This is a genomic window from Nakamurella sp. GG22 (genome assembly GCF_052976845.2).
On record NZ_JBRIIO020000011.1, the window covers coordinates 58,604 to 83,839 of the forward strand.

The window sequence follows — 25,236 nt, forward strand, 5'->3', positions numbered from 1 at the left end:
ACTCGGCGGTGATCCGGGCCGCCTCTGCCAGGCACCGGTTCGGTGAAAGCCAGGCGTCCGCGGCTGGGACAATCGACCGGTGAGCAAACGTGCAGTGGAGAACGTGCTGGCCCAGCGGTACGCCTCGCCGGAGATGGTGGCGATCTGGTCGCCGGAGGACAAGATCATCGCGGAGCGCCGGCTGTGGCTCTCCGTTCTCCGGGCCCAGACGGCGCTCGGCGTGCAGATCGACGACGGCGTCATCGCCGCCTACGAGGCGGTGGTCGATCAGGTGGACCTCGCGTCCATTGCGGCCCGGGAGCGAATCACCAGGCACGACGTCAAGGCGCGGATCGAGGAGTTCAACGCGCTGGCCGGTCATCAGCAGGTGCACAAGGGCATGACGAGCCGCGACCTGACCGAGAACATCGAGCAGTGGCAGATCCTCACATCCCTGCAGCTGGTCCGCGACCGGTGCGTCGCAGTCCTGGACGGGCTCGGCCGACGGGCCGCGGAGTTCTCCGACCTCGTCATGGCCGGCCGTTCGCACAACGTCCCGGCGCAGGCCACCACGCTGGGGAAGCGGTTCGCCTCGGCCGCCGACGAGGTGCTGCAGGCCTACTACCGGGTCTCCGACCTGCTGGACCGGTACCCGCTGCGCGGCATCAAGGGACCGGTCGGCACATCGCAGGACATGCTGGATCTGCTCGGCTCCGCCGAAGCGGTCGCTCAACTGGAACAAGCTGTGGTGCAGGAGTTCTCGCCGTCCGGCGCGGTGTTCGCCAGTGTCGGACAGGTGTACCCGCGGTCGCTGGACTACGAGGTCGTCTCGGCACTCGCGCAGCTGGCGGCGGGGCCGTCCTCGCTGGCCACCACGATCAGGCTGATGGCAGGGGCGGAGCTGGCGACCGAGGGTTTCCAGCCGGGGCAGGTCGGATCCTCGGCGATGCCGCACAAGATGAACGCCCGCTCCTGCGAGCGGGTCTGCGGGCTGACGGTCATCATCCGCGGCTATGCCTCGATGGCCGGGGAACTCGCCGGGTCGCAGTGGAACGAGGGCGACGTCTCCTGCTCCGTGGTGCGGCGGGTCGCGCTGCCGGACGCCTTCTACGCGATGGACGGCCTGTTCGAGACCTTCCTGACGGTGCTGGACGACTTCGGCGCCTACCCGGCCGTCATCGACCGCGAACTCGAGCGGTACCTGCCGTTCCTGGCCACCACCAAGGTGCTGATCGCCGCGGTCCGCGCGGGTGTGGGGCGGGAAACCGCGCACGAGGCGATCAAGGAACATGCCGTGGCCGTTGCCCTTGCCATGCGCGAGAAGGGTCAGGTCGACAACGATCTGCTCGACCGGTTGGCGGCGGACGACCGGCTGCCGCTGTCCCGCGCCGATCTCGATGCGCTGCTCGCCGATCCGTTGTCGTTCACCGGACTCGCCGGCCAGCAGGTGACGCAGGTGCTGGAGCGGGTCGCCGAGGTGGTGTCCGCGCATCCGGAGGCAGCGGGCTACCGACCGGGCGCCATCCTCTGACCCGACCGGTGTGACGTGACGGCACCTGACGCGATCACTGACCAGACCCGGCAGCCCCGCCGGCTCTTCGACAGCCACCTGCACATCGTCGATCCGGGCTTCCCCCTGGTCGAGAACCAGGGTTTCCTTCCCGAGCCGTTCGGCTGCGCGGACTACCGGGCGAGCGTCCGGAGGTTGCCCGTCATCGGCGGGGCCGTGGTCTCCGGCTCGTTCCAGGCGTTCGACCAGTCCTACCTGATCGCGGCGCTGCGCACCCTCGGCTCGGGCTTCATCGGCGTGACCCAGCTGCCGGCCGATTGTCCCGACGACCAGATCACCGCCCTGCACGACGCGGGCGTCCGCGCGGTCCGGTTCAACCTGGTTCGCGGTGCGACCGTCCGGCTTGACGACATCGAGCAGCTGAGCCGCCGCGCGTACGCGATCGCCGGCTGGCACAGCGAGTTCTACGTCCGCAACGCCGATCTCGCCGAACTACGGCCGCTGCTCGATCGGCTGCCGCGGATCAGCATCGATCATCTGGGCCTGACGACGGACGGCTTGCCGGAGCTGCTCCGGCTGGCCGGGGCCGGCGCATCGGTCAAGGCGACCGGCTTCGCCCGGACCGATCTGGATGTCGTCGCGACGCTGCGCAGCATCCATCGGGCACATCCCGGTGCGTTGATGTTCGGCACCGATCTACCCGGCACGCGGGCCCCGCGACCGTTCCAGGTCGGGGATCTGAACCTGATCACCGCGGCGCTGGACCCGGCCGATCATGACCGTGTGCTGTGTGGAAACGCTCTCGCCCTGTACCGGCCGGCAGTTGCATCGCATTCTGTGACTGATGTCGAGCATGCTCTCCGAAGATCATCCGTTCGTGGAGGGGTAACACGAGGGTGATGATTGCCGCAATCTTCTCGTGCAGGGACAAGTGCAGTAGTGTTTTGCCAACACCGCTCTTGGTCAGGCCCGCACGGGTCACGTCTCATCAGTCGCAATACCGCTCCAGCGGAATCGTCGCCGAAGAAATCATCAGTCCTGCTCGGGGTCGTTCGGTCGCATGACCGCGCGTAGGCCGGACTGAACAGGAAAACGTCGGCGTTTTCCGCAACAATCCTGCTGTTGACAACCCTGCTGTGACAGGGGCTCTGCCTGCATCGGTTTCCGGAACAGGCACTGCCTCTGTTGGCGACACGACCCTGTTGGCGACATCGACTCCCGGCGCCAGCGCCGGTTAGGGGAGGAAGCATGACGGATCAAAGCCCGGTATTCACCGCGGTTCAGGAAGATGCCACATCCTTCTGCATGGATTGGCCGGTGTTCCAGGGTAATGGTTCAGCCGAAAGACAATTCCGCGGCGCGGTCTTTGTGCTGGATTGCGGGGGCATCCGGGTCAGCGATACCCCGATGGAGGCGCCCAACGACGAGGCCGCCGACGAGGCGCTCCAGCAAATCGGGTGGGTCCGCTGCGGCAATTGGCAACGCGACGGATTCGGTCGGCAATCGGCTCCGGTGAAGGCGATCCGGGTGCAGGCGCCGGCGCCGCGCGGCGACTCCTGGGACGAGCTGCGAGCGGAGCGCATCGGATCGCTGGTCGACGAGGCTGTTTTCCACCTGTCATGAGTTCGCTGCCCTGAGTTCGCCTGCTGTTGAGTGACGGCCCTGGTACGACGAATCCCCCTTCTGCCCGCGGGCGGAAGGGGGATTCGGCTGTAAAAGCTTGGTGCACCGCTCGTGATCTTGGCCCGGGGGCAGATCGATCGGGCGGGATGAAGCCGAAGGGATGGACGGACGGCGCCATCCATCCCTTCAGGTCTTGCCGGTGATCCGGCTGTGACTACTTGACCAGGACTACTTGACCAGGACTACTTGACCAGGACTACTTGACCAGGATTACTTGACCAGGACTACTTGACCAGGATTACTTGACCAGCCCGCGAGCCTGGCTGACCGAGGCGTCGACCATGTCGGTGACGGCCTTGGCGTTGCGCCGGGTCAGGTCGCTGATCGAGTCGTTCTTCATGGCGTCGACGAACTGGATCGTCGCGTCGAGGTAGCGCTGCACGGCCTGCTGGTAGGTGTCCAGCGACTGGCTGGCGACCTGGGCGAACTGGGAGGTGAAGGACTCGCTCCACTCGCGGCTCTTCACTTCGGCCTTCTTGATCTCCTCCGCGTAGACGGCGGTCAGCTCCTGGGTCTTCGCCTCTGCGTTCTTGACCTCTTCGGCGAAGGTCTCCATGAGCTCCTGCGTCTTGGCTTCGGCCTTCTTGACCTCGGCGGTGATCGTCTCGGTCAGCTCGGCGATACGGGCCTCGGCGGACTTGACGACGGGCGCCAGTGCATCTGCGGTGCGGTGCACCATGTCGCTCGCGGCGGCTGTTGCCTTCGCAACGGTGTCGTTGACCTGGGCAACCGCTGCCTCGGTGGCGGCGGTGCCGTTCTGCGCGGCCTTGGTGGCGGTAGCCATGGGGAACTCCTTCAACGTCAGACGGTGCCGGGAACCCGGCGCCTGTTAGCAAGATTAGCGCACATTCTTGCTAACTGAGCTAACGCGAGGTGTGACCGTGCCCACCGCCCGTCGATGCCGGCCCCGTCAGGAGCGCGCGGCGGCCGCCGCACGTTGCCTGCGGAGCAGCACAACGGCGAGGGTCGAGGCTGTACTGAACAGCGAGGACACCGCCGCCGGCCGATTGGCCAATCGGTTACCCAGCAGGTGGTCGACCGAAATCCGTCCGGGCCCGAGAAGCGCCAGGGCGCCGGCCGCGACACCGAGCACGGCGGGTACCTCGAAGCCGCCCTTGATCGACCGGCCGGTGTGCGCGGCGGCGTCCGCGCTGGCGGTTGCGGTCAGCGCCATGCTGCTCGCCGCCGCAGCGCCGGCCGCCGGGGTCGCCACTCCGAGAATCAGCATGACGCCGCCCACCGCCTGGCCGAGCCCGGATGCGAGGCCGGCTCGCCGTCCGCCGGTCGTCGTCGCGATCTCCGGATCCGCCGCTGCTTCCGAGGCGGTCGCCCGGCCGCGGTACCAGATCTGGATCTTCTGATATCCGTCGAGGGCGAGGACGCCACCGACACCTACTCGGACGACCAGTCGGAAAAGATCGCTGGACAGGGACGCCATAGGTGGGCTCCTTCGCTCTCGGGATGCCCGTCATCCTGCACCGGGCCTGAGTGTGCCGCTGTGGCGGGGGTCACGCTGGCTGCGGTAGGTGTGCACCTGTTACCCGGTCAGTGCCCACGCGCACCCACGTTCCGCGCCCGGCCCGCCGATCGACCTGCCGAGGACGCCCGCCGAACGGGCCGGAACGATCATTCGGCGCAGTCATGTTTGACCGACCGTGGTGCTGGATACCAACGCTCAGCAAGCGGGCGATTCCTGTCCGTCTGCCCACGGCCCTGATCCAACGCGGCCGTGGACCACACACTCCTAGGGAGAATGCACCATGCTCGGTCTCATCATCAGCCTGCTCGTCGTCGGGCTCATCGCCGGCGCTGTGGCGCGACTGCTCGTACCGGGAAAGCAGGACCTGTCGATCCCGATGACCATCGTCATCGGCATCATCGGGTCGTTCGTCGGTGGATTCCTCGGCTACCTGCTGTTCCGCAATGATGCGCAGGACGGTTTCTTCCAGCCGGCCGGAATCATCGGTTCCATCATCGGCGCGGTCATCGTGCTGCTGTTGTGGATCAAGTTCGGTGGGCGTTCACGCATCCGCTCCTGACCTGTGATGCGAGCGGTGCGCCCGAGAGCGCTCCGCAACGCGGCAATCCTGAAAAGAGCCCCGGCCGACTCGGCCGGGGCTCTTTTGCATCGCGTTTGCATCGCGCCTGAGCTGGATGACATCGCCGCACCTCGGCCCGCGCGGCGAGAGTCGACCGTGCAACGAATCCGGCTCGCCGAATTACCCCGTCGTCGGACGGGCTGTTGCCGAAATGCGGAGCCCGGTCGCGGTCGGGTCTCGGACACAGTCGGTCTGGTCGCTGGAAGCCGCGAGATGTGCTTGTTTGCACAACGTTTCGGGCATCTCGACCGACTGCACCGGAGCCCGCGCCACAGTTGGCCATCCCGCCGCGTGGTGCGCTGTGTCGCGGTGACGGGATTGTCGATACCGTGTGATCCACCAGTTGCTCGCGTGACAATCACACCGCAGTCCTCCCGGATTGTGGTGTCAACCGGAAGGAATGCCATGTCCTCGCCCCAGGAACAATTCGCTGCGGCAGTCCGCTCGACACAGGCCCAGGCCGTCGATGCGGTCGAGACGTGGACGCGCATCACCCAGGACGCATTCGGCAAGGTCGGGGACGTTCCCGCCAATGCGCCGAAGCCCGATCAGGTGATCGACCAGGTTTTCGACTTCGCCGAGAAGATGCTCGAGGGTCAGCGCGATTTCGCCAAGCGGATGCTGGGCATGAGCGAGCGGGTCGGTGAAGCCGCCAGGGATGAACTCGAATCAGCGGGACAAACGGTCCGGGGTCAGGTCGAGGCCGGGACCGAGGCCGCCCGGCATCAGGCCGAGGCGATCAGGGAACAAGCCGAGGCGGTCCGCGAACAGATCGAGGCCCGCACCGAGGCCGCCCGTCAGCAGGCCGAATCCATCCTCGAAGGAGCGCGGGAACGTGCCGAGGCGGCCAGCAAGGCGGCGCGTGAGCAGGCGGAGGCCGTCCTGCAGGTCGCCCGTCAGCAGGCGGAGGCAATTCTCGAGGCAGCTCGCGAGCAGGCCGCGGCGGTGAGCAAGCCGCTCGCCGGTCTTGCTGCGACCGCCGCCAAGTCGGCCGCCGACGCCGTGCCGGCGTCCTTCAAGCCGGCGGCGCCCGCCGCCGCCGCGCCCGCACCGAAGGCCGACACCCCCAAGGCCGGCCCCCAGACCGAGAAGGCCCCGACCGAGAAGGCGGCTGCCGAGGCGAAGGCGACAACCGCTGCGGTGCAGGACAAGCCGGTGCAGGACAAGCCCGCCGCCGAAAAGGCTGCCGCGGAGAAGCCTGCCGCTGAAAAGGCCGCGCCCGCTCGCAAAGCGAAGAAGGCGGACGCGTACGACGGCTGGACGAAGCCGCAACTGCAGGAAGAACTCGTCAAGCGCGGGCTGCCCAAGTCCGGAAATGTCGCCGAATTGCGCGAGCGGCTCGCGACGGGCTGATCGCGGCTGACCGGAGCGAGCGTCAGCCGCTGTCGGGAGTCTCCGGCGTCGAAGGGACCGTTGCGCCCGGTGCCGGGGCTTCCGTCGTCGGGGGCGTGGTCGGCTCGGACGTCGTCGGGGGCGTCTCCGTCGTCGGCGTGGTCTCGGTCGTGGGGGTCGTTTCGGTCGTCGGAGTGGTTTCCGTGGTCGTGGGCGTCGTCTCCGTCGTCGGCGTGGTCGGCGTCGTCTCGGTGGTCGGCGGCGTCGAGATCTCCGTCGTCCGTTCGGTGGTGGTCACCACCGACGGGCCCACCTGGCTGCTGGTGACCGGTGTCGTCACCTGCGGAGGTGTGGTGCCGCTGTTCTGCTGCAGCAGTGCGACGATCCCGACGATGATGCCGGCCGTGACGGCCAGGATCAGCAGCGTGATCAGGAAGGTCCGGCCGGCCGAAGGTTTCGGCTTCGCTGCCGGCGGTGGTGCGATGACCGGAACCGGTTGCGGCAGTGTGGCTGTCGCCGGTGGCGGAGCCGCGACGACCTCTGCCCGGCCGGTCAGCGCCGCCTCGACCTCCGCCGCCGTCGGCCGCCTTGCGGGCTCCGACTGGGTCATCGCGCGCAGCAGCGTCGGCCACGAACCCGGGAGGGTCGGTGGCACCACCGGATCGCGGAGCAGCCGGGCGACCGCGGATTCGACCGCGCTGCCCGGGTACTCGCGCCGCCCGGTGAGGCTCTCGAGCAGGACCAACCCGAGCGCGTACACATCCGTCGGCGGCCCGACCTGGGCGCCCCTGGCCTGCTCGGGGCTCAGGTACGCGGCCGTTCCGATGACGTCGGCGGCCGACGTCAGGCGTTCGGCTTCCAGCTCCCTGGCGATGCCGAAATCGCTGAGCTTCACTTCCCCGGTCCGCGAGATCAGGATGTTCGCCGGCTTGATGTCGCGGTGCACCAGCCCGTAGCTGTGGACGGCCGCGAGCGCGCCCGCGACAGCAGCGCCGACCCTTGCCACATCGGCGGGCGGCATCCCGTTCGGGGTGATCCGGTTGGCCAGCGTGCCGCCCTGGACGAGTTCCATCACCAGGTAGGTCAGGTCGTCGTCACCGGAGGCCCCGGGTCCGTGGTCGACGCCCAGCCGTGCGTCGTACACGGTGACCAGGTGCGGATGGTGGAGTTTGGCCAGCACCTGCATCTCGGTGCGCTGACGGGCGACGGTGGTGGCGTCACCGATGCCGCGGTGGAACACCTTGACCGCGACGGAGCGGCCGAGCAATTCGTCGGTGGCCCGGTATACCTCAGCGGTGGCGCCGCGGCCGAGCAACTCCTCGAGCCGGTAGCGGTTGTCCAGCACGATCCCGGGGACGATGTCCGGCGTCGGATCGGTGCCCGGTCCCGCCGCGGCCGCCGGGTCGGATCCCTGCGTCGCCGAAGGGTCATATCCCTGCGTCGCTGTCGGATCGAACTCCTGCGTCGCCGCCGGGTCGAAGGCCTGGGTGGCGGTGGGGTCGAAGGCCTGCGTCGCGGGAGGTTCGGATTCCTGGGGTCCGATCGGCCGGTAGGCATGCGTGGCTGCGGGGTCCGACTCGGCGTCGCCGGCAGGTTCGTCGTCGTCGGCTCCCACGCGGATCACACTAGTGGGTTGCTCCCGGGCGGCCGGGGGACCTGCCGGTGGCTGTGATGGACTGGTCGACTGTTGAGAGGAGATCCGATGCCCGAATCGGAGTTCACCCGGGTAAGCGTGCGCGCGCCGGACGGCGCCAACCCACTGCTCGAACCGTCCGACCTGCCCTTCGCCCTGCCGCCGTTCGGCCGGATCACCGACCGGCATTTCGCCGAGGGATTCGAGGCCGGGATGACCGAGCACCGCGCCGAGGTGGACGCCATCATCGCCAACCCGGACCCGGCCACGTTCGAGAACACCATCGTTGCGCTGGAGCGGTCCGGGCAGACCCTGCAGCGGGTGTCGGCGGTCTTCTTCAACCTGACGTCGACGAACTCCACCGACGCGCTGCGCGCCATCGAGTCGGAGTACGCCCCGTTGCTGACGGCGCATTCGGACTCGGTGAAGCTGGATCCCCGTCTTTTCGCACGGGTGGCGGCCGTCTTCGAGGACGAGCAGCAGGAGCCCGCTCTCGACGACGAGTCGGCCATGCTGGTCCGGCGCTACCACCTCGACTTCGTTCTCGCCGGGGCCGGTCTGGACGATGACGGGCGCACCCGGCTGGCCGGACTGAACCAGCGCCTCTCGACCCTTTCCACCCGCTTCCAGCAGAACCTGCTGCAGGCCACCGAGGCGGCGGTCCTGCTGCTCGACTTAGCCGACGATCTGGACGGGGCGAGTCCCGACGCGGTGGCGGCGGCCGCCGGTGCGGCTGCGGCACGCGGACACGCCGGCAAGTACGCGATCACCCTGGTGCTGCCGACCGGGCAGCCGCTGCTGGCCGTGCTGCGCAACCGTGACGTCCGCCGCCGGCTGTTCGAGGCATCGACGACCAGGGCGAGCGCGGGAGAGCACGACAACGGGCCGGTCGCGATCGAGATCGCCACGGTCCGCGCCGAGCGGGCCAGGTTGCTCGGGTTCGCCACCCATGCCGACGCCAAGGTGGCCGACCAGACGGTCAAGACCAGCGCGGCGATCGACGAATTCCTGGCGAAGCTGGTCGGCCCGGCGATGGCCAACGCCGACGCCGAGGCCGAACTGCTCGCCGCGGTGGCGGCGAAGGACGGCGTCGAGCTGCAGCCGTGGGACTGGGCGTACTTCTCCGAGCGCGTCCGCGCCGAGCGCTACGACGTCGACACCGCGGCCCTGCGGCCCTATTTCGACCTCGAGCGGGTGCTGCGGGACGGTGTCTTCGCGGCCGCCCGTCAGCTGTACGGCATCGAACTCGTGCCCCGTACCGACCTCGCCGGCTACCACCCGGACGTCCGGGTGTGGGAGGTGCGGAACGCCGACGGCTCGACCATCGGCCTGTTCCTCGGCGACTACTTCGCGCGGGAGGGCAAGCGCGGCGGGGCCTGGATGACGAACTTCGTCGACCAGTCGTTCCTGTTCGATCTCGCGCCGGTGGTGGTCAACGTGCTGAACGTGCCGCGGCCGCCGGACGGCGAACCCGCCCTGCTGACCCTCGACGAGGTGCGCACCCTGTTCCACGAGTTCGGTCATGCGCTGCACGGACTGTTCTCCCAGGTCCGCTATCCCAGGCTGTCGGGTACCGACGTCCCGCGGGATTTCGTCGAGTTCCCCAGCCAGGTCAACGAGATGTGGATCCTGTGGCCGGACATTCTCGAGCAGTACGCACGGCACGTCGACACCGGTGAGCCGCTGTCCGCGGACGTCGTCGCCAAGATCCGCGCGGCCGAGCAGTGGGGCGAGGGCTTCGGCACCACCGAGTATCTCGCCGCCACGGTGCTGGACCAGGGGTGGCACCGCATCGCGCCGGACACGGTGATCACCGACGTCCAGGACTTCGAACGGCAGATCCTGACCGACGCCGGGATTCGTCATCCGCTCGTCCCGCCGCGGTACCGGACCACCTACTTCCAGCACATCTTCTCGGGCGGGTATTCGGCCGGCTACTACTCCTACATCTGGTCCGAGGTGCTCGACGCGGAGACCGTCGAATGGTTCAAGGAGAACGGCGGTCTGCGCCGGGAGAACGGAGACCTGTTCCGCCGCAGGCTGTTGTCCGTCGGCGGCTCGGTGGACTCGATGGCCGCCTTCCGGTCGGTGCGCGGACGGGACGCGCGGATCGAGCCGCTGCTGCGCCGCCGCGGGCTGGACGGCGCGGCATGACGGGCGCGCCATGAACGGGACTCCCGATCCCGGCAACGATCCCCGCCGCGGCAACGACACACAGGCCACAGGTGGAGCCGCGCTGAGCGACTACCGGCACCTGGCGTCCGGGAAGGTCCGCGACCTGTACGAGATCGACGACGACCTGCTGCTGATGGTTGCCTCCGACCGCATCAGCGCCTACGACCACGTGCTGCCCAACCCGATCCCGGACAAGGGCAGGGTGCTCACCGCGATGAGCGTCTTCTGGTTCGACCTGCTGGCCGATCTGGTGCCGAACCATGTTGTCGCCGTTGACGATCCGCGTATCCCCCGGGAGGCGACCGGCCGGGCACTGCTGGTCCGCAGGCTCGACATGCTGCCGGTGGAGTGCGTCGCGCGGGGATTCCTGACCGGGTCCGGCATGGCCGATTATCAACGGACCGGTGCGGTCTGCGGCATCGCCCTGCCGGCCGGTCTGATCGAGGCCTCGCGACTGCCGGAACCGATCTTCACGCCCGCGACGAAGGCCGAGATCGGCGAGCACGACGAGAACGTGTCCTTCGATGCGGTCGTGACGACGGTGGGCGCCGAGCGGGCCGAGCAGCTGCGGGCGCTCACGCTGGCGCTGTATTCCAGGGCCGCCGACCACGCGGCGAGCCGGGGGCTGCTGCTGGCCGACACCAAGGTGGAGTTCGGGATGCTCGGCAACGCCATGGTGCTCGGCGACGAGGTGCTGACGCCCGACTCGTCCAGGTTCTGGCCGGCCGACGGGTACGAGCCCGGCCGGGTGCAGCCGTCGTTCGACAAGCAGTACGTCCGGGACTGGCTGACGTCGCCGGCGTCCGGCTGGGATCGCGCGTCCGACGCCCCGCCGCCCGCCCTGCCCGACGAGGTGGTCGACGCGACGCGGGCACGTTACATCGAGGCGTACGAACGCATCTCGGGCCGTTCGTTCGCGGATTGGCCGGGCTGACCGTCATCGGCTGAACGTCGGAGGCTGACCGTGCGGTCGCCCGCGGACGGACCTGCCGGATCAGTGGCCGGCACCGGCCAACTGCAGTCCGACGACTCCCGCGATGATCAGCGCGATGGAACCGATGGTCACCGCCGAGACCGGATCGTCGAAGGCCACCATGCCCACAACGGCCGTGAGGACCGCACCGATGCCGACCCACACGGCATACGCGGGCCCGACCGGCAGCGTCCTGAGCGCGAACATCAGACCGGCCATCGACGCGATCAGCAGCACCACGAACGACACCGATGGCCACAGCTTGGACAGGCCGTCGGAGGCCTTGAGCGACAGGGCCCACCCTGCTTCGAGAACACCGGACAACACCAGTACGAACCAGGCCACGACTCGTCCTCCTTCAGGTCCCCGATCGGCACAGGCCATTGAACCCGCGAGCGCCACCGTTCGCAGTGCCGCAGCACCGGCGGGGACCGACCGATGTCATCCGCAACGGATGAGACCGCGAGCCGCGACAGGCGCCGCGGGAAGCACTTTCGCGGGTCCGGCCGCCTGGTCTCATCCCGCACGAGTGGTGCCGGCAACGGGCCGGACGAGCACGCTGGGGAGGTAGGTTGTCCGCCCCGCGAAGGAGATTCCCATGGTCACCGACCAACGCACCAGCAGTCCTCCGAGCAGCGCCGCGGTCGGTCTGACCGTCTTCGCCGGCGCGCTCATGATCATGATCGGGGTGTTCCATGCCATCCAGGGCATGGTCGCCCTGTTCAACGACGAGTTCTACGTCGTCGGCGAGAAGTGGACCTTCGAGTTCGACATCACGGCGTGGGGCTGGGTCCACCTGCTCGGCGGCATCGTGATCGCGCTCGCCGGCTTCGCGCTCTTCACCGGCGCGGTGTGGGCGCGGGTGGTCGGCGTCATCGTGGTGGGGATCAGCGCAGTGCTGAACTTCATGTGGCTGCCGTACTACCCGCTGTGGTCGATCCTGATCATCGCACTCGACATCTTCGTGATCTGGGCGCTGACCGCGCACGGCCGCGACGTCGTCAAGGTGTGAACGACTCGGCAGGTGGGCGACTGTGGCGCCCACCTGTCGTCTTCATCGGGTCCATGTCTCCCAACGCCGAGATTCCGGTCGTCCTGCGACGACCGGAATCTCGGCGTTGCGCGGGTCAGCTCTTGGCCGACTCGACCTCCGGGCTGAAGTCCGCGCTGGTGTCCGACAACGGCGCCGCCGGGCCCTCGCCCGAACCGGTCGACCCGCCCCAGGTCCAGTCCCGGACCGACGGGATGTCGTCGCCGTACTGGCGGGTGTACCGCCGGGCGGCCGCCCGCTCGTCCACCATCTCCTGACGCAGCAGCGCCGCCGAGGACCGCAGCGACGGCACCCGGTCGATGACGTCGATGACGAGATGGAACCGGTCCATGTCGTTCATCATCACCATGTCGAACGGCGTCGAGGTGGTGCCTTCCTCCTTGTAGCCGCGGACGTGGATGTTGGCATGGTTGGTCCGCCGGTAGGTGAGCCGGTGGATCAGCGTCGGGTACCCGTGGTAGGCGAACACGACCGGCTTGTCGACGGTGAACAGGGTGTCGAAGTCACGGGCCGACAGCCCGTGCGGGTGCTCGCTCTTGTCCTGCAGACGCATCAGGTCGACCACGTTGACGAACCGGATCTTCAACTCCGGCAGCCGGTCCCGCAGGATGCTGACGGCAGCCAGGGCCTCCAGCGTCGGAACGTCACCCGCGCAGGCGATCACCACGTCGGGGTCGCCGTTGTCGTTGGACGCCCAGTCCCAGATGCCCAGGCCGCGGGCGCAGTGGTCGCCCGCCTCATCCGGCGTCAGCCAGTCGAACGACGGCTGTTTCGCGGCGACGATCACGTTGACGTAGTTCACCGAGGCCAGGCAGTGCTCGGTGGTCGACAGCAGGGTGTTGGTGTCCGGCGGGAAGTACACCCGGACGACCTCGGCCTTCTTGTTGATGACGTGGTCGACGAAACCCGGGTCCTGGTGCGAGAAGCCGTTGTGATCCTGCCGCCATACGTGTGACGTCAGCAGGTAGTTCAACGACGGGATCGGCCGCCGCCAACCGATCTCGCGGGTCACCTTGAGCCACTTCGCGTGCTGGTTGAACATCGAGTCGACCAGGTGGATGAACGCCTCGTAGCAGGAGAACAGGCCGTGCCGGCCGGTCAGCAGGTAGCCCTCCAGGATGCCCTGGCAGGTGTGCTCGGAGAGGATCTCGACGACCCGGCCGGTATGGGCCAGATGCTCGTCTTCGGGCCGGATCTCGCCCTGCCAGACCTTGTCGGTGACGGCGTAGACGGCGTCCAGCCGGTTCGATGCCGTCTCGTCAGGTCCGACGATCCGGAAGTTCTCCAGGTTGTCGGTCATCACGTCGAGCAGGTACTGGCCCATCACCCGGGTCGGCTCGTGGATCGAAGCGCCGGGCGCGGTCACCTCGACGCCGCGTTCGCGGAAATCGCGCAGCACCAACGGTTTCATCAGCAGGCCACCGTTGGCGTGCGGGTTCGCGCTCATCCGGCGGTCGCCGGCCGGGGCGAGCGCACTGATCGAGTCGATCACCTTCCCGTTGTCGTCGAACAGCTCCTCGGGCCGGTAGGACTCCATCCACTCCTGGAGCAGTTTGCGGTGGTCGTCGTTGTCCTTGGTGCCGGTGAGCGGGACCTGGTGCGACCGCCAGGTTCCCTCGTACTGCAGGCCGTCGATCATCTTGGGCCCGGTCCAGCCCTTCGGGGTGACCAGCAGGATCATCGGCCACGGGCGCCGCTCGGTCTCGCCGCGTTCCCGCGCACCTGCCTGGATGTCCCGGATCCGGGCGAGCACCGCGTCCATCGTGGTGGCCATCGTCTCGTGCAGGATCTGCGGGTCGTCGCCCTCGACGGTGAAGACCTCGTGGCCGTAGCCGGTGAGCAGCGCCTCGAGTTCCGGGCGGGTGATCCTGGCCGGAATGGTCGGGTTGGCGATCTTCCAGCCGTTCAGGTGCAGGATCGGCAGCACCGCGCCGTCGTGCAGCGGGTCGATGAACTTGTTGGCATGCCATGACGCCGCGAGCGGACCGGTCTCGAACTCGCCGTCGCCGACCACCGCCGCAACCACCAGGTCGGGGTTGTCGAACGCCGCGCCGTAGGCATGAGACAGCACGTAGCCGAGCTCGCCGCCCTCGTGGATCGATCCCGGTGTCTCCGGGGCGACGTGGCTGGGGATGCCGCCGGGGAACGAAAATTGACGAAAGAGCTTGCGGATACCCTCCTCGTCGGAGGTGATCCGCGGGTACACCTCGCTGTACGTGCCGTCCAGGTAGGCGCTCGCGACGGCGGCGGGTCCGCCGTGTCCAGGCCCGGCGAGGAAGATCGCGTTGACGTCCTGCTCGCGGATGATGCGGTTCAGGTGCGCGTAGATGAAGTTCAGCCCGGGGGTGGTTCCCCAATGGCCCAGCAGTCTTGGTTTGACGTCATCGGAAACGAGATCGCGGCGGAGCAAAGGGTTGTCGAGCAGATAGATCTGGCCGACGGCCAGATAATTGGCGGCCCGCCACCAGGCATGCAGGTCGGCGAGCTGTTGGGGCGAGAGCGTTGCCGTGCTGGTCACTGAATGGTTCTGGACTGCCGTATCGGTCACAAAGAACTCCTCGTGCGGGTGAGCACGTCACGGCGAGCCCGGGACGTCACACCCCAGCTTGTCCTACCCGGGTGTCCAAAAGAAGACGCGAAGGCATCCGGCGGGTGCCGTCAGCGGCCGGCCTCCCGCTGGGCGACGGCGGTCCGCACCTTGTCCGGGTTCCTGACGAGGTAGACGGCGGCGACCCGGTCACCCTCGATCTCCACCGTCGCCACCGTGTCCAGGACGTCGTCGTAGTAGAGGAGAGCGCCCGGCCGGCCGTTGACCATCGCTGGTTCCGTGCGCGAGACGGGCGGGTTCTCGCCGGCCATCATCTTGGTGCGCAAACCGATCAGCAGCCTCGCGACATGGTCGGCGGTGACCACCGGACGCATCGCCGCCCGGACCTTCCCGCCGCCGTCGGACAGCAGCACGACGTCGGGCGCCAGCACGTCCATCAGTCCCTGCAGGTCCCCGGTGGCGGCCGCGATCATGAAGTGCTGCGCGACCTCCGGCACGTCCGCCGTGCTCGCGGTGGGGCGTGGTCGCCGGGCCTGCACGTGGGACCGGGCCCGGTGCGCGATCTGCCTGACCGCGGCCGGCGACTTGCCGACGGCCGCAGCGATCTCGTCGTGGGCGAAGCCGAACACCTCGTGCAGCACGAACACCGCTCGCTCGTCGGGTGTGAGGCTCTGCACCACCAGCATCATCGCCATCGACACGGACTCGGCGAGGACGACGTCCTCGGCGATGTCGGGGGCGGTGACCAGTGGCTCGGGAAGCCATGGGCCGACGTACTCCTCGCGCAACCGGGATCTGCTGCGAACCCGGTTGAGGGCCTGCCGTGTCGCGATCCGGGCGAGGTAGGCGCGCGGCGCCCGGATTGCCGCCCGCTGCCCGTCCGGCAGCGCGGCCCACCGCAGGTAGCTCTCCTGCACGACGTCCTCCGCGTCGGCCACCGAGCCGGTGATCTCGTAGGCGACGGTGAACAGCAGGCCGCGGTGTTCGGCGAACTCCTCGGTGCCATCGGTGAGCGGCGGGTCGTCGAGATCCGTCACGAGGGCTCCCGTTGCTGACCGATCGGGCCGGGTCGCGTCGGCGCCTGCGGCACCCGGCAGGACTCGGAGAAACCCTGTGACGCCAGGCCGAGTGCGGCGTTGAACCGCGAACGCAGATTCTCCACAGCTACCATCATCGTCAGCTCGACAAGAGCCGCATCCCCGATGTCCTGCCGGAGGGCCTCCACCAGTTGATCGGTGGCGGTCGGCGGGGTGGCGGTCATCGCCTCCGCGTACTCGAGCACCCGGCGTTCGACCGGGGTGAACACGTCCGCGGTCCGCCACCGCGGCACGGCAGTGATCTTCACTGTGTCCAATCCCTTGGAATGTGCCTCGTGGTAACCGAAGTCGATGCACCAGCTGCACTCGATGGCCGAGGCGGCCGCCATCTCGGCCAGCGCTTTGAGCTGGGGGTCCAGCGCCTTCCAGCGGGCGACGGACATCTCGAACCGTGCGTCGGTGACCAGGACGCGGCGGTTGTGCGCCATCGCGAGCAGGTTGTCGGGCACCTGGCCGAACCGGCGCTTGGCGTAACCGGCGACCAACCGGTCGAAGAGGCCGCGCGGCTCGGTCAGCGGGATGCGTGCCCGCGCGCTCCTGACGTCACGGGGGACGGCTGGACCAGGGATGACGGGACCAGGGACGACGGGACCAGCGACGGCCGGACCCTGGACGGCGGTACCAGGGACGGCCGGGGTCTGGCTCGGCGCCGGGTTGGCGGCGGGGGAGGTGGGAGTGGAAGTGGTGTCTGTCATGACCACAAGACACCGCAGCCCCGGTGACTGTGACAGGTGCCCCGCTGCTGGCACACGAATGTGGCGCACCGGGAATGGAGCAGGCAAGTGTGAAGGGGTGGCCGCCGGTGGAACGGCGGGCACCCCTTCAACGGTGTGTCAGGGCATCAGGTGGAGAGGGTGGCCACCGCCGTCCCGCCCCGCGTCGACTGAATCAGGACCGATCGGACCTGGGTGGTCGGCCCCGGCTTCTGCCGGGCGGCCCAGGCGCCCAGGGTGTCGACCGGGAAGCTGCCCAGCTTGACCGGGGTTGGCCGGGTGGTGTCCCAGATGACGACCTGGGTCGCCGGCGACAGCACGCCGGCGGCGCCGTCGATCAACGAGGTGCCGTCGATCCGCAGTTCCGTGCCCAGCCGGTGACGAGCACCCGTCGACACGCTCAGCACGTCGGTCTTCACCGGGATCTCGACGACCACCGGCGTGCTGGCGGTGCCCGCCCCGTCCGTCACCACCAACTGGAAGACGATGGGCGTGGCGGTGGGTGACGGTGCTGTCGCCGTTGTCGACGTGAAGTACTTCAACGAGACGATCGGCTTTGCGGTGTTCGCACCGGTGATGGTCGCAGCGGGGCCGCCGCTCACCTGGGTCCAGGCGTAGCTCGCGGCGCCGACCGATGCGCTGCCGTCCAGCGTCACGCTGGTGCCGAGCCGGGTGGGGCTGACCGGGGCGATGGCGGCGACCGGGTCCGAGGCGGGGTTGTTCGGGGTGTTGTCGTTGATCGGACCCGGATCGGTCTCCGGCGGCACCGGCGGGAGGGCCGGGTCCATCGCCGGACCACCGGTGATCCGGACCGGGAAGACGACCGTCAGCCCGTTGGTCCCCTTGATGCTGACAGCGGGCGGTGGCGAGAGAACCGTCCACGTCTTCGGTTCGGAACTCTCCAGGGTGCCCAGGCCCGCCACCGTCAGAGGGTAGCTACCGGCGGTCGCCGCAACGGTCAACGTGCTGCCGTCGTAGTCGGCCTGCGTGACGGTGATGTCGCCGGTCTTGACAACCGCGGTGCTGACCGGCTTGTCGCTGAGATTCCGGATCGTCACCTGGGCAGGCCGGCCGGTCCCGGTCAACGCGATGCGAGCGTAGTGGCGGTCGGTCCCGTCGTCGTGGGTCATCGGTGTGGTCGCGAAGGAATCGGTGATCCCGTCGACCTGCAGCGCGGAGCCCTTGCTGGTGGCGAACACGTCCAGGTAGCCGCCGTTGATCACGGCACGGTCAGCGGTGACGCCGGTGTTGGTCGCGAGCTTGCCGCTGATGGTGAACTGGTCCGTTTCGAGAGCCAGTCCGCCGCCGGAGACGGAGAACTTGTTGTACCCGGCGAGGCCGCCGACCACCTTGTGGGCGACTGCCGGATCACCGGTGAAGCCGGCCGGTGCCTGCGGTGCGACGGCGGGGTCCCACGTGAGGAAGGGTCCGAAGTTTCCCTTCAGAGCGGCCTCGAAGTTGCCCACCGCGGGGGAGATGTCCTGGACCAGTCGGCCGGCGCCTGTGCCGTCGGTGTCGACGGTCAGCTCACCGAAGGGGTGCTTGATCGTCACCGTCGTGCTGCGCGGTGCGCCCTTCAGCACCACCCGGGTGCGGGCGAACACCACCTGTTCACCCTCCTCGGCGGGACCGTTCGCGAAGGCGGCCTCCAAGCCGAGGGTGAGCGTCGCCTTTCCGCCGCCGGGTAGGGTGAGGCTGCTGTCGATGAGCTGGTAGAAGAATTCCTCCGGGAAATAGTCCGGGAAGGAAATGGGACTTTCCGGATCGGGAACATCACCGGGAAGCAATCCGCACAGCGGGTTGTCCGGGTCGAGGCAGGGTTCCACCCGATTACCCGCGCTGTCGGCGTACCAGGTGGGGAAGCCATTGGCACCGTCCACCGGTCCGGCGGCGACGAGTCCGCCGGGATTCTTGACGGTCACCTGCGTGGTGGCCAGCGTATTGCTCGCCAGTCCGAGCGGCAGGACGACAACGGTTGTGAGCAAGGCGATCCGGTGCATCCAGCCGGGTCTGCGCTGCCCGTGTCGGGCAGCCCTTCGACCGCGGCTGTCCAGCGGGTCGTTCACAGTCATGTGGACTCCAGGTTGTGGGAGATACCCGGCGATGAGGAATCGACGGGAAGGAGAAATCGGCAGGTGATCCGACAGCGCTGCGGGCGGATCCACCGGCTGCGGCGTCGACGATCTACCTGCTCAGGATTCCGCTCCCGCGGCCGACCGGGAAGCCGCAGCGTAGGGGTCGGCAGACCCCCAATTTTGGGCGGCTGCTATCTCGCGGACGGCCCGCCCGCAACCGGCAGGGTCGCTACGATCGTCGTACCCCGGCTCCGTGCCGTCGTGAGAGTGAAGGTACCGCCGAGGCTCTCGACGCGGTCCTTGAGTAGGCGAAGACCCAGGTGGCCGTCCGCACGCTTGTCGACGTCGCGCTCGTCGATGCCGACACCGTCGTCGCTCACCCGCAGGCTGACCGACGGGGAGCCGGTGTCGTCCCGAAAGGTGGTGGCCATCAGCGCAACCCGCACCGTCGATGCTGCGGCGTGCTCGGCAACATTCGCCAGCGTCTCGCGCGCGACCCGGTACAGCGTGGTCACCGAGTCGTTGTCGAGGTCGGGGAGCGGATCGGCGACAACCTCGACGTCGATGCCCTTCTCGCGCAGCGGTACGGCCAGGTTGTCGATGGTGAGGGCCAGCTGGGCGGCGTCGAGGTCGGGTGGATAGAGGTCGACCATCAGTCGGCGGAGTGATCCGATGGCGTGCGTGACGGTGTCGTGCACGCTGCGCATCAGGTCCTGATAGGCGTCCGGGATGGCCGGTGCGATGGCACCCAGGGCGTACCCGACGCCCGCCAGATCCTGAATCGGCCCGTCGTGCAGGTCGGCCGCGACGCGCATGCGTTCCTTTTCCGATTCAGACAGCGTGCGTTTCAGCAGGGCGGAACGTTCCGCCTCGTGCCGGCGGACCCGGCCCGCGAGCGAGATGGCGATGGGCGCCTGGATGATCTGCAGGACCAGCAGCGGGATCAGCACGAGCGGCAGGATCGCAGCGAGCAAGGTGGTGGCGTTCTCGTTGACCCGTGAGTAATCGAAGTACGCCTCGAAGGCGAGCGGCGGCTGCCCTTCGATGTCCAGGGGCACGTAGACCTCGACGAAGCCGGGGTCGTCGTCGCTGAAGACCTCGTCGGTGGCCTCCGGCTGCTCCTCGAAATCGGAACTCCTCGCGTCGCCGTCGATGGCCGCGGCCACCTCCTCCGGCGCTTCCTCGATTTGGCCGATTTCTTCGGGCCGGTCGGAGTACAGCACCCGACCAGACCGGTCCCAGACGGTGACCTCGGTGAGATAACCGTCATTCATGCGGATCTCGATCGCCCGGTCGAGCTCCTCCCGCCTCGCCGTGTCGCCGCGCAGGGCGTCCTCCAGCAAGGGGGCGACCAGTTGTTTGGCGAGCCGGTCCGTGATCCTTTCCGATTCCTTGAGCGCCTGTGTACGGGCCACCGAGCGGCTCGCGACCACCGCGCCCGCGCCCACGACGGCCAGCGTCAGCGCCGCGACTCCGGCGAACAGGGTCAGCTCGCGGCGGACACCCAACCGGCCGGCCGGCCGGCCGGCCGCGAAGTCGCTCAGTGCTTCTCAGGGACACCGATCAGCCCCAGATGCTGGGCCTTGACGACCGCTTCCAGTTGACTGTTGACGCCGAGCTTGCTGTGCAACGACTTCACGTAGCCCCGGCAGGTGTGCAGGGTGATGCCGAGAGTCTGGGCGATCGTCTTGGCAGACATCCCGCGGCCCAGATATGTCAGGACGTCGATCTCCCGCTGGGTCAGGACGGGGCGGGCTTCACCCGACCAGCTCTTGTCCTGCGCGGTCCCCGAGAAGGCCGATGGCGCAACCAGCATCTGTCCGGGCCGGACCCGGGTCAGCACGTCGATCATCTCCGTCAGGGAGCCGTCCTTGGGGATGAACGCGGATGCCCCCGCCTGAGCGGCCCGGGATATCCAGGCCGGATCGCGGTGAGCTGTCACCATCGCGATCACGCTGCCGGGAGCGACGTGACGAATCTGTCGCGCCGCCGCCAGCCCGTCCTGTTTGGGCATCTGGATATCCATCACGATGATGTTGGGTTGAAGGCGGGCGGCCAGCTCGACGCCCTCCGACGCCGAAGACGCCGTGCCGACGCAGGTCAGCCCGGCCACCGTGTTCAACGCAGCGGACAGCAGCTCGGCGAACGAGCGATGGTCGTCGACGACGAGAATCGTTTGCGTGCTGACGGTTTCGGCGCCCGCTTCGCCCGGGCGCTGTCGATCGACCTCTGTTGTGTACACGTCGTCCCCCACTTCGCCGCCCCCCGGCCCGATCACACCGCACTCTCCAGCACCGCAATGCCTGCACCGCTGCTGCTGCATCACGGACCCGGGTCTGTGATCAGCGTCCACCTCCATCGCCACAAGTTGCCGGCGCAAGCGATGTCCTACCAATCTGGCCACGTGCGGTGGCCGTTGGGCGTCGCCGCACGGATTAATACCCGTTCGGTCCAGTTGCTGTACCCATCTGACCGATCGGGAGCGGTGGCCCGCACTCGTCCTTTCGGGGCGGCCGGCTCGGTAGCGCCCCCCATTTTTGGGGGTGCCCCCGCCCCTCTGATCGGGGTTTTGAACAACACTTTCGAACTCCATGCTGGACAGGCCGGCAGCGTGCAGGGCGCAAGGGCATCAGCGCCGGACTACCCGTTCCCCACGAATTCCTCAAGGACCCCATCATGCAACTCACTCGCAGGGATGCTTTCAAGCTCGGCGGCCTCGGCGTCCTGGGCGCCGCGGGACTCGCCGTTCCGTTGGGCCGCACGGTCAGTGGGTCGAGCGCGAGCCTGCTGTCGTCGTCGAAGATGCCCAAGCCGTTCCAGACGACCTTCAGTCGCCTCGAGGTCCTCACTCCCACCACCAAGTGGGACGCCGACGGGCCGATCGACTGCTACGACATCACCGCAAAGCCGGGCGGCGCCGCGATCGTGCCCGGATTCACCACACCGGTCCTCGGCTACGACGGCCTTGTCCCGGCCAGGCGGATCGACGTCAAACAGGGCGCCCGCATCGAGATGACGATGCACAACAAGCTGCCGACGGCGCATCCGACATTCGGCACACCGATGGACATCTCGACACATCTGCACGGCTCAGCGTCATTGCCGCAGTACGACGGCTACGCCAGTGACATCACCGCTCCTGGTCAGAAGAAGATCTATCACTAGCCCAACTTCCAGGCGGCCCGCACCCTCTGGTACCACGATCACGGCGTGCACTACACGGCGCAGAACGCCTACTCCGGGCTCGCCTCGCAATATCACCTGCACGATGACCAGGAACGTGCGTTGTTGCCGCAAGGTGAATTCGATGTCGCGGTCACGCTGTCCGACATGATGTTCGCCGCCAATGGATCTCAGTTGTACGACGATCGCACCCATTCCGGGTTGTGGGGAGACGTCATCCTGGTGAACGGCCGGCCGTGGCCGGTGATGAAGGTCAAGAAGCGCATCTACCGTTTCCGCTTCCTGAATGCGTCCATCTCCCGGTCGTACCGGCCGAGCACCTCACCGGCCGCGCCGATGTACATGGTCGCGACCGACGGTGGCCTGATGCCGAAATCCCAGAATGTCAGCCAATGGCGGCACGGCAGTGCGGAGCGGTATGAGGTGCTCATCGACTTCTCGAAATTCGCCACCGGACAGCGCATCGAACTGCGCAACCTCTCCAACCCCAACAACCGGGATTACGACTACACCGGAAAGATCATGGCGTTCGACGTCGTGGCCGACCCCTTCGACAAGAACGACCCGACCGCACTGACGATTCCGCAAACGCTGAATCCCGGCAACGAGGTCATGGCGCTGACTCCCACCGGCTCGATGAAGGTCCGCAGCATCAGGGTCGAGCGCGACGACACGACGAACGAATGGACGCTCAACGGCGAGACGTGGCACGACGTCGTCGACTCGGGATTCAAGAAGGTGCTCGCGAATCCGGATCTCGGCGCCACCGAGATCTGGGATATCGAGAACAACTCCGGGGGCTGGTTCCACCCCGTGCACATCCATCTCGTCGACTTCAAGATCCTGAGTCGCAATGGTAGGGCGCCATTCTCGTACGAACTCGGGCCGAAGGACGTCGTGTACGTGGGAGAGGGCGAGAAGGTGCGGGTGATGATGAAATTCGGGCCGCACCGCGGCAAGTACATGGTCCACTGCCACAACTTGCCGCACGAGGACCACGACATGATGCACCAGTTCAGCGTCGGCCTGAAGGACGGCGACTACGACGACAACGACCCGATCGAGGCCGATCGCCGTCCTCGGACGACTGACCGATGCGCCGCCGCGCGGTCGGTCTGACGGCCGGCTCCGTGTTGATCGGCACTGTCCTGATCGGCACTGTCCTGATCGGGGTCGTCGTCCTGCGGACGCAGGTGCTCGACACGGTGACGGTGTCCTCGGACAGCATGAGCCCGACCGTCTGTACCGGGGACACCGTGCTCCTGCAGCGGTTGGACCGGGGTGCAGGCGTACGTGTCGACGACATCGTCACCTTTCCGCACCCGCAGGACGGCGAGCGGGTCATCAAGCGGGTGGTCGCGCTGGCCGGTCAATCGGTAGCCATCGCCGATGCCCGCCTGCTGGTGGACGGTGCGGTGGTGGACGAGCCCTACGTGGATCACTCCACCATCGACGGCGTGTATTTCGGCCCGGTGACCGTCCCCGACGGCGCGGTCTTCGTTCTCGGGGACCGACGCGAGAACTCCATCGACTCCAGGGCCTACGGACCGATCCCCACCGCCGCGCTGGACGGACGGATGCTTTGGGACCTGACGCCGGCCTGCGGTGATCCGGGATGACGATCACCGCTCGGCCGCCCTGAACCACGGCGCACACCAGCAAGCGCGTGAACACCATCGATCACCGACCGAGGACCTCCCATGCTGAACATCGAGAGCCGCCGCACCACACCGGAGCCCGCGACGGACCCGAGCGGGAACGCCCCCACTGCCGCGGTCATCGGCAGCGCCGCCTTCGCCGGCATCCTGGCCATCCTCATCGCCCGCTGGTGGACCGCGACCGGCTATCAGCCGGCCCCGGCAGGTCTGCCGGACGCCGGTCCGCTCACCTCTATCGGCCTGCCGATCGCGCAGTTCCTCCAGCGGGTGGCCGGCGTCGCGGTGGTGGGGCTGCTCTTCCTGCGCTGCCTGGGATCCCGCGGCCGTTCCCCGGAGGCGGCGGCCCATCTCGCGGCCATGACGGTTCGCTGGGCAGTGGTGTGGGCGATCGGGACCACCGGCTGGATGGTGATGACCCTGTCGTTCCTGACCGGTGTCCCGGCGAGCGGGCTCCCCGGCAACCTGGATGCGGTGCTGGTCCTGCTCGGCAGCGAGCAACTTCTGGCCGCGATGGCAACGCTGTGGGTCGCGGTCCTGATCGCCCTCTTCGGGAGCCGCATCGGCGGGGTGCCCGGAAGTGCCGTCCTGCTGGTTCTCTCCGCGGCGGCGCTGCTGCCGTCGGCGCTGAGCGGTCACGCGGGACACCACGGGAGTCCCACGGCCGCGATGACGGCGCTCGGTCTGCACCTGCTGGCCGCTGCCGTCTGGGTGGGCGGGCTGCTGGCCATGGTGCTGCACCTGCGCCGGTTCCCGTCCGATCTGCGATCGGCACTGCCAGGGTTCAGCACCGCGGCCCTGCTGTGCCTGGTCGCCGTCGGGGCTTCCGGCCTGATCGAAAGTGTTCTGATGCTGGACGGCTGGCCCGCGCTGGTGAACACTGAACGTGGCCAGTTGATCATCGCCAAGACACTTGCGATCGTCCTGATGGCCGCGATCGGGCACTGCCACCGTCGCCACACCCTCGGATCCGCAGCCAGTGGTCGCCTCCTCCCGCTGGTCCGGCTCGCCGGTGTCGAACTCGCGGTGATGGCTGCGACGATCGGCATCGCTGTGGTGCTGTCCACGACGGGATGACGCGCGGCTGCGAACTGTGGAACGTCTTCCGTCACCCGGGAAGCGAGGGAGAGCCCGTGATTCGCGTCCTGATCGTCGACGACCATCATCTGGTCAGGCACTGGGTTGCCGGGATGCTGCGGGCGGCGGGCGGCATCGACGTCGTCGGTGAATGCGCGGACGGCAGCGAGGTCTCGGCGCTCGCCGGTGCGGTACTGCCCGATGTGGTGATCATGGACTCGCGGATGCCGGTGATGTCCGGGACCGAGGCCACCCGGGCGCTGATGGCCGGCGGCTCAGCGTCCAGGGTGCTGATGCTGACCGGATCGACGAGCTCGACCCTGGCCAGGGACGCCGCCGAGGCCGGGGCGTCCGGCTACCTGGTGAAGGACGGCAACTCCGACGTCCTGATCGACGCCGTGCGCACCGTCGCCGCCGGCGGCACCGTGTGGCCCGCCACATCGTCCTGATCCA

The 25,236-nt window shown here is 68.1% G+C and carries 23 protein-coding genes; 13 read left to right on the forward strand and 10 right to left on the reverse strand.

Going from position 1 to position 25,236, the window contains the following annotated elements; genetic code table 11:
- Nucleotides 1-133 precede the first annotated feature (133 nt).
- The 3 genes from purB (at nt 134) to ACVBEQ_RS12720 (ending at nt 3,112) form a co-directional block, all read left to right on the forward strand.
- On the forward strand, nt 134-1,510 hold the full coding sequence (purB, locus tag ACVBEQ_RS12710) for an adenylosuccinate lyase (RefSeq protein WP_447153786.1): 1,377 nt from the start codon (nt 134-136) through the stop codon (nt 1,508-1,510).
- Nucleotides 1,511-1,525: 15 nt separating this feature from the next.
- Nucleotides 1,526-2,389, forward strand: a complete 864-nt coding sequence (locus ACVBEQ_RS12715; protein ID WP_447153668.1) for an amidohydrolase family protein — start codon at nt 1,526-1,528, stop codon at nt 2,387-2,389.
- 348 nt (nt 2,390-2,737) lie between these two features.
- Complete coding sequence (locus tag ACVBEQ_RS12720) at nt 2,738-3,112, forward strand: hypothetical protein (protein WP_447153669.1); 375 nt, start codon at nt 2,738-2,740, stop codon at nt 3,110-3,112.
- Between the two features lie 298 nt (nt 3,113-3,410).
- Here the strand turns inward: ACVBEQ_RS12720 and ACVBEQ_RS12725 are convergent, their stop codons facing one another.
- Complete coding sequence (locus ACVBEQ_RS12725) at nt 3,411-3,956, reverse strand: hypothetical protein (RefSeq protein ID WP_447153670.1); 546 nt, start codon at nt 3,954-3,956, stop codon at nt 3,411-3,413.
- A 126-nt stretch (nt 3,957-4,082) separates the two neighbouring features.
- Nucleotides 4,083-4,610 carry a DoxX family membrane protein gene (locus ACVBEQ_RS12730; protein ID WP_447153671.1) on the reverse strand — a complete coding sequence of 176 codons (528 nt, stop codon included), beginning with the start codon at nt 4,608-4,610 and terminating at the stop codon, nt 4,083-4,085.
- Nucleotides 4,611-4,932: 322 nt separating this feature from the next.
- On the opposite strand from ACVBEQ_RS12730, the gene ACVBEQ_RS12735 reads away from it, so the two are divergent.
- Both ACVBEQ_RS12735 and ACVBEQ_RS12740 read left to right on the forward strand, forming a co-directional pair.
- Nucleotides 4,933-5,211: a GlsB/YeaQ/YmgE family stress response membrane protein gene (locus tag ACVBEQ_RS12735; RefSeq protein ID WP_447153672.1), complete on the forward strand. Its 279-nt coding sequence runs from the start codon at nt 4,933-4,935 to the stop codon at nt 5,209-5,211.
- 465 nt (nt 5,212-5,676) lie between these two features.
- Entirely contained in the window at nt 5,677-6,624 is a 948-nt protein-coding gene (locus tag ACVBEQ_RS12740; RefSeq protein ID WP_447153673.1) for an SAP domain-containing protein, read from the forward strand.
- A 22-nt stretch (nt 6,625-6,646) separates the two neighbouring features.
- On the opposite strand, the gene ACVBEQ_RS12745 is transcribed toward ACVBEQ_RS12740, so the two are convergent.
- Complete coding sequence (locus tag ACVBEQ_RS12745) at nt 6,647-8,218, reverse strand: serine/threonine-protein kinase (RefSeq protein ID WP_447153674.1); 1,572 nt, start codon at nt 8,216-8,218, stop codon at nt 6,647-6,649.
- Between the two features lie 87 nt (nt 8,219-8,305).
- Between ACVBEQ_RS12745 and ACVBEQ_RS12750 the strand changes: the two genes are divergently transcribed.
- Both ACVBEQ_RS12750 and ACVBEQ_RS12755 read left to right on the forward strand, forming a co-directional pair.
- Nucleotides 8,306-10,390: a M3 family metallopeptidase gene (locus tag ACVBEQ_RS12750; protein WP_447153675.1), complete on the forward strand. Its 2,085-nt coding sequence runs from the start codon at nt 8,306-8,308 to the stop codon at nt 10,388-10,390.
- Nucleotides 10,391-10,400: 10 nt separating this feature from the next.
- The gene (locus tag ACVBEQ_RS12755) at nt 10,401-11,345 is read left to right on the forward strand and encodes a phosphoribosylaminoimidazolesuccinocarboxamide synthase (RefSeq protein ID WP_447153676.1); all 945 of its coding nucleotides are present in this window, start codon (nt 10,401-10,403) and stop codon (nt 11,343-11,345) included.
- A gap of 60 nt (nt 11,346-11,405) precedes the next feature.
- Here the strand turns inward: ACVBEQ_RS12755 and ACVBEQ_RS12760 are convergent, their stop codons facing one another.
- Nucleotides 11,406-11,729: a DMT family transporter gene (locus ACVBEQ_RS12760; protein WP_447153677.1), complete on the reverse strand. Its 324-nt coding sequence runs from the start codon at nt 11,727-11,729 to the stop codon at nt 11,406-11,408.
- Nucleotides 11,730-11,982: 253 nt separating this feature from the next.
- On the opposite strand from ACVBEQ_RS12760, the gene ACVBEQ_RS12765 reads away from it, so the two are divergent.
- Entirely contained in the window at nt 11,983-12,396 is a 414-nt protein-coding gene (locus tag ACVBEQ_RS12765) for a DUF7144 family membrane protein (protein ID WP_447153678.1), read from the forward strand.
- 115 nt (nt 12,397-12,511) lie between these two features.
- On the opposite strand, the gene ACVBEQ_RS12770 is transcribed toward ACVBEQ_RS12765, so the two are convergent.
- The 6 genes from ACVBEQ_RS12770 to ACVBEQ_RS12795 form a co-directional block, all read right to left on the reverse strand.
- A complete protein-coding gene (locus ACVBEQ_RS12770) occupies nt 12,512-14,983 on the reverse strand; it encodes a phosphoketolase family protein (RefSeq protein WP_447153679.1) in 2,472 nt (823 codons plus the stop codon).
- Nucleotides 14,984-15,093: 110 nt separating this feature from the next.
- The gene (locus ACVBEQ_RS12775) at nt 15,094-16,020 is read right to left on the reverse strand and encodes an RNA polymerase sigma-70 factor (RefSeq protein ID WP_447153680.1); all 927 of its coding nucleotides are present in this window, start codon (nt 16,018-16,020) and stop codon (nt 15,094-15,096) included.
- Nucleotides 16,017-16,775 (reverse strand): carboxymuconolactone decarboxylase family protein, encoded by a 759-nt coding sequence (locus tag ACVBEQ_RS12780; RefSeq protein WP_447153681.1) that lies wholly within the window; start codon nt 16,773-16,775, stop codon nt 16,017-16,019. The genes ACVBEQ_RS12775 and ACVBEQ_RS12780 overlap by 4 nt, the downstream gene beginning before the upstream one ends.
- A gap of 146 nt (nt 16,776-16,921) precedes the next feature.
- Nucleotides 16,922-18,865, reverse strand: coding sequence for a PKD domain-containing protein (locus tag ACVBEQ_RS12785; RefSeq protein ID WP_447153682.1), 1,944 nt, complete (start codon nt 18,863-18,865; stop codon nt 16,922-16,924).
- A 194-nt stretch (nt 18,866-19,059) separates the two neighbouring features.
- Complete coding sequence (locus tag ACVBEQ_RS12790) at nt 19,060-20,376, reverse strand: sensor histidine kinase (RefSeq protein ID WP_447153683.1); 1,317 nt, start codon at nt 20,374-20,376, stop codon at nt 19,060-19,062.
- Nucleotides 20,377-20,408: 32 nt separating this feature from the next.
- The gene (locus ACVBEQ_RS12795) at nt 20,409-21,110 is read right to left on the reverse strand and encodes a response regulator (protein ID WP_447153684.1); all 702 of its coding nucleotides are present in this window, start codon (nt 21,108-21,110) and stop codon (nt 20,409-20,411) included.
- A gap of 434 nt (nt 21,111-21,544) precedes the next feature.
- On the opposite strand from ACVBEQ_RS12795, the gene ACVBEQ_RS12800 reads away from it, so the two are divergent.
- From ACVBEQ_RS12800 to ACVBEQ_RS12820, 5 genes are all read left to right on the forward strand, one after another.
- Nucleotides 21,545-22,033, forward strand: coding sequence for a hypothetical protein (locus ACVBEQ_RS12800; RefSeq protein WP_447153685.1), 489 nt, complete (start codon nt 21,545-21,547; stop codon nt 22,031-22,033).
- Nucleotides 22,034-22,078: 45 nt separating this feature from the next.
- The gene (locus ACVBEQ_RS12805; protein ID WP_447153686.1) at nt 22,079-23,170 is read left to right on the forward strand and encodes a multicopper oxidase family protein; all 1,092 of its coding nucleotides are present in this window, start codon (nt 22,079-22,081) and stop codon (nt 23,168-23,170) included.
- Complete coding sequence (gene lepB, locus ACVBEQ_RS12810) at nt 23,146-23,670, forward strand: signal peptidase I (RefSeq protein WP_447153687.1); 525 nt, start codon at nt 23,146-23,148, stop codon at nt 23,668-23,670. The genes ACVBEQ_RS12805 and lepB overlap by 25 nt, the downstream gene beginning before the upstream one ends.
- A gap of 81 nt (nt 23,671-23,751) precedes the next feature.
- Complete coding sequence (locus ACVBEQ_RS12815) at nt 23,752-24,783, forward strand: copper resistance D family protein (protein ID WP_447153688.1); 1,032 nt, start codon at nt 23,752-23,754, stop codon at nt 24,781-24,783.
- A gap of 56 nt (nt 24,784-24,839) precedes the next feature.
- Nucleotides 24,840-25,232: a response regulator gene (locus ACVBEQ_RS12820; protein ID WP_447153689.1), complete on the forward strand. Its 393-nt coding sequence runs from the start codon at nt 24,840-24,842 to the stop codon at nt 25,230-25,232.
- Nucleotides 25,233-25,236 lie beyond the last annotated feature (4 nt).

What these genes read in the sequence shown, in the direction of transcription:
- ACVBEQ_RS12725 (WP_447153670.1), bottom strand. Translation starts at nt 3,956, where the DNA reads ATGGCTACCGCCACCAAGGCCGCGCAGAACGGCACCGCCGCCACCGAG.
- ACVBEQ_RS12785 (WP_447153682.1), bottom strand. Translation starts at nt 18,865, where the DNA reads ATGACTGTGAACGACCCGCTGGACAGCCGCGGTCGAAGGGCTGCCCGA.
- purB (WP_447153786.1), top strand. Translation starts at nt 134, where the DNA reads ATGGTGGCGATCTGGTCGCCGGAGGACAAGATCATCGCGGAGCGCCGG.
- ACVBEQ_RS12730 (WP_447153671.1), bottom strand. Translation starts at nt 4,610, where the DNA reads ATGGCGTCCCTGTCCAGCGATCTTTTCCGACTGGTCGTCCGAGTAGGT.
- lepB (WP_447153687.1), top strand. Translation starts at nt 23,146, where the DNA reads ATGCGCCGCCGCGCGGTCGGTCTGACGGCCGGCTCCGTGTTGATCGGC.
- ACVBEQ_RS12800 (WP_447153685.1), top strand. Translation starts at nt 21,545, where the DNA reads ATGCAACTCACTCGCAGGGATGCTTTCAAGCTCGGCGGCCTCGGCGTC.
- ACVBEQ_RS12740 (WP_447153673.1), top strand. Translation starts at nt 5,677, where the DNA reads ATGTCCTCGCCCCAGGAACAATTCGCTGCGGCAGTCCGCTCGACACAG.
- ACVBEQ_RS12720 (WP_447153669.1), top strand. Translation starts at nt 2,738, where the DNA reads ATGACGGATCAAAGCCCGGTATTCACCGCGGTTCAGGAAGATGCCACA.
- ACVBEQ_RS12765 (WP_447153678.1), top strand. Translation starts at nt 11,983, where the DNA reads ATGGTCACCGACCAACGCACCAGCAGTCCTCCGAGCAGCGCCGCGGTC.
- ACVBEQ_RS12750 (WP_447153675.1), top strand. Translation starts at nt 8,306, where the DNA reads ATGCCCGAATCGGAGTTCACCCGGGTAAGCGTGCGCGCGCCGGACGGC.
- ACVBEQ_RS12815 (WP_447153688.1), top strand. Translation starts at nt 23,752, where the DNA reads ATGCTGAACATCGAGAGCCGCCGCACCACACCGGAGCCCGCGACGGAC.
- ACVBEQ_RS12755 (WP_447153676.1), top strand. Translation starts at nt 10,401, where the DNA reads ATGAACGGGACTCCCGATCCCGGCAACGATCCCCGCCGCGGCAACGAC.
- ACVBEQ_RS12735 (WP_447153672.1), top strand. Translation starts at nt 4,933, where the DNA reads ATGCTCGGTCTCATCATCAGCCTGCTCGTCGTCGGGCTCATCGCCGGC.
- ACVBEQ_RS12780 (WP_447153681.1), bottom strand. Translation starts at nt 16,775, where the DNA reads ATGACAGACACCACTTCCACTCCCACCTCCCCCGCCGCCAACCCGGCG.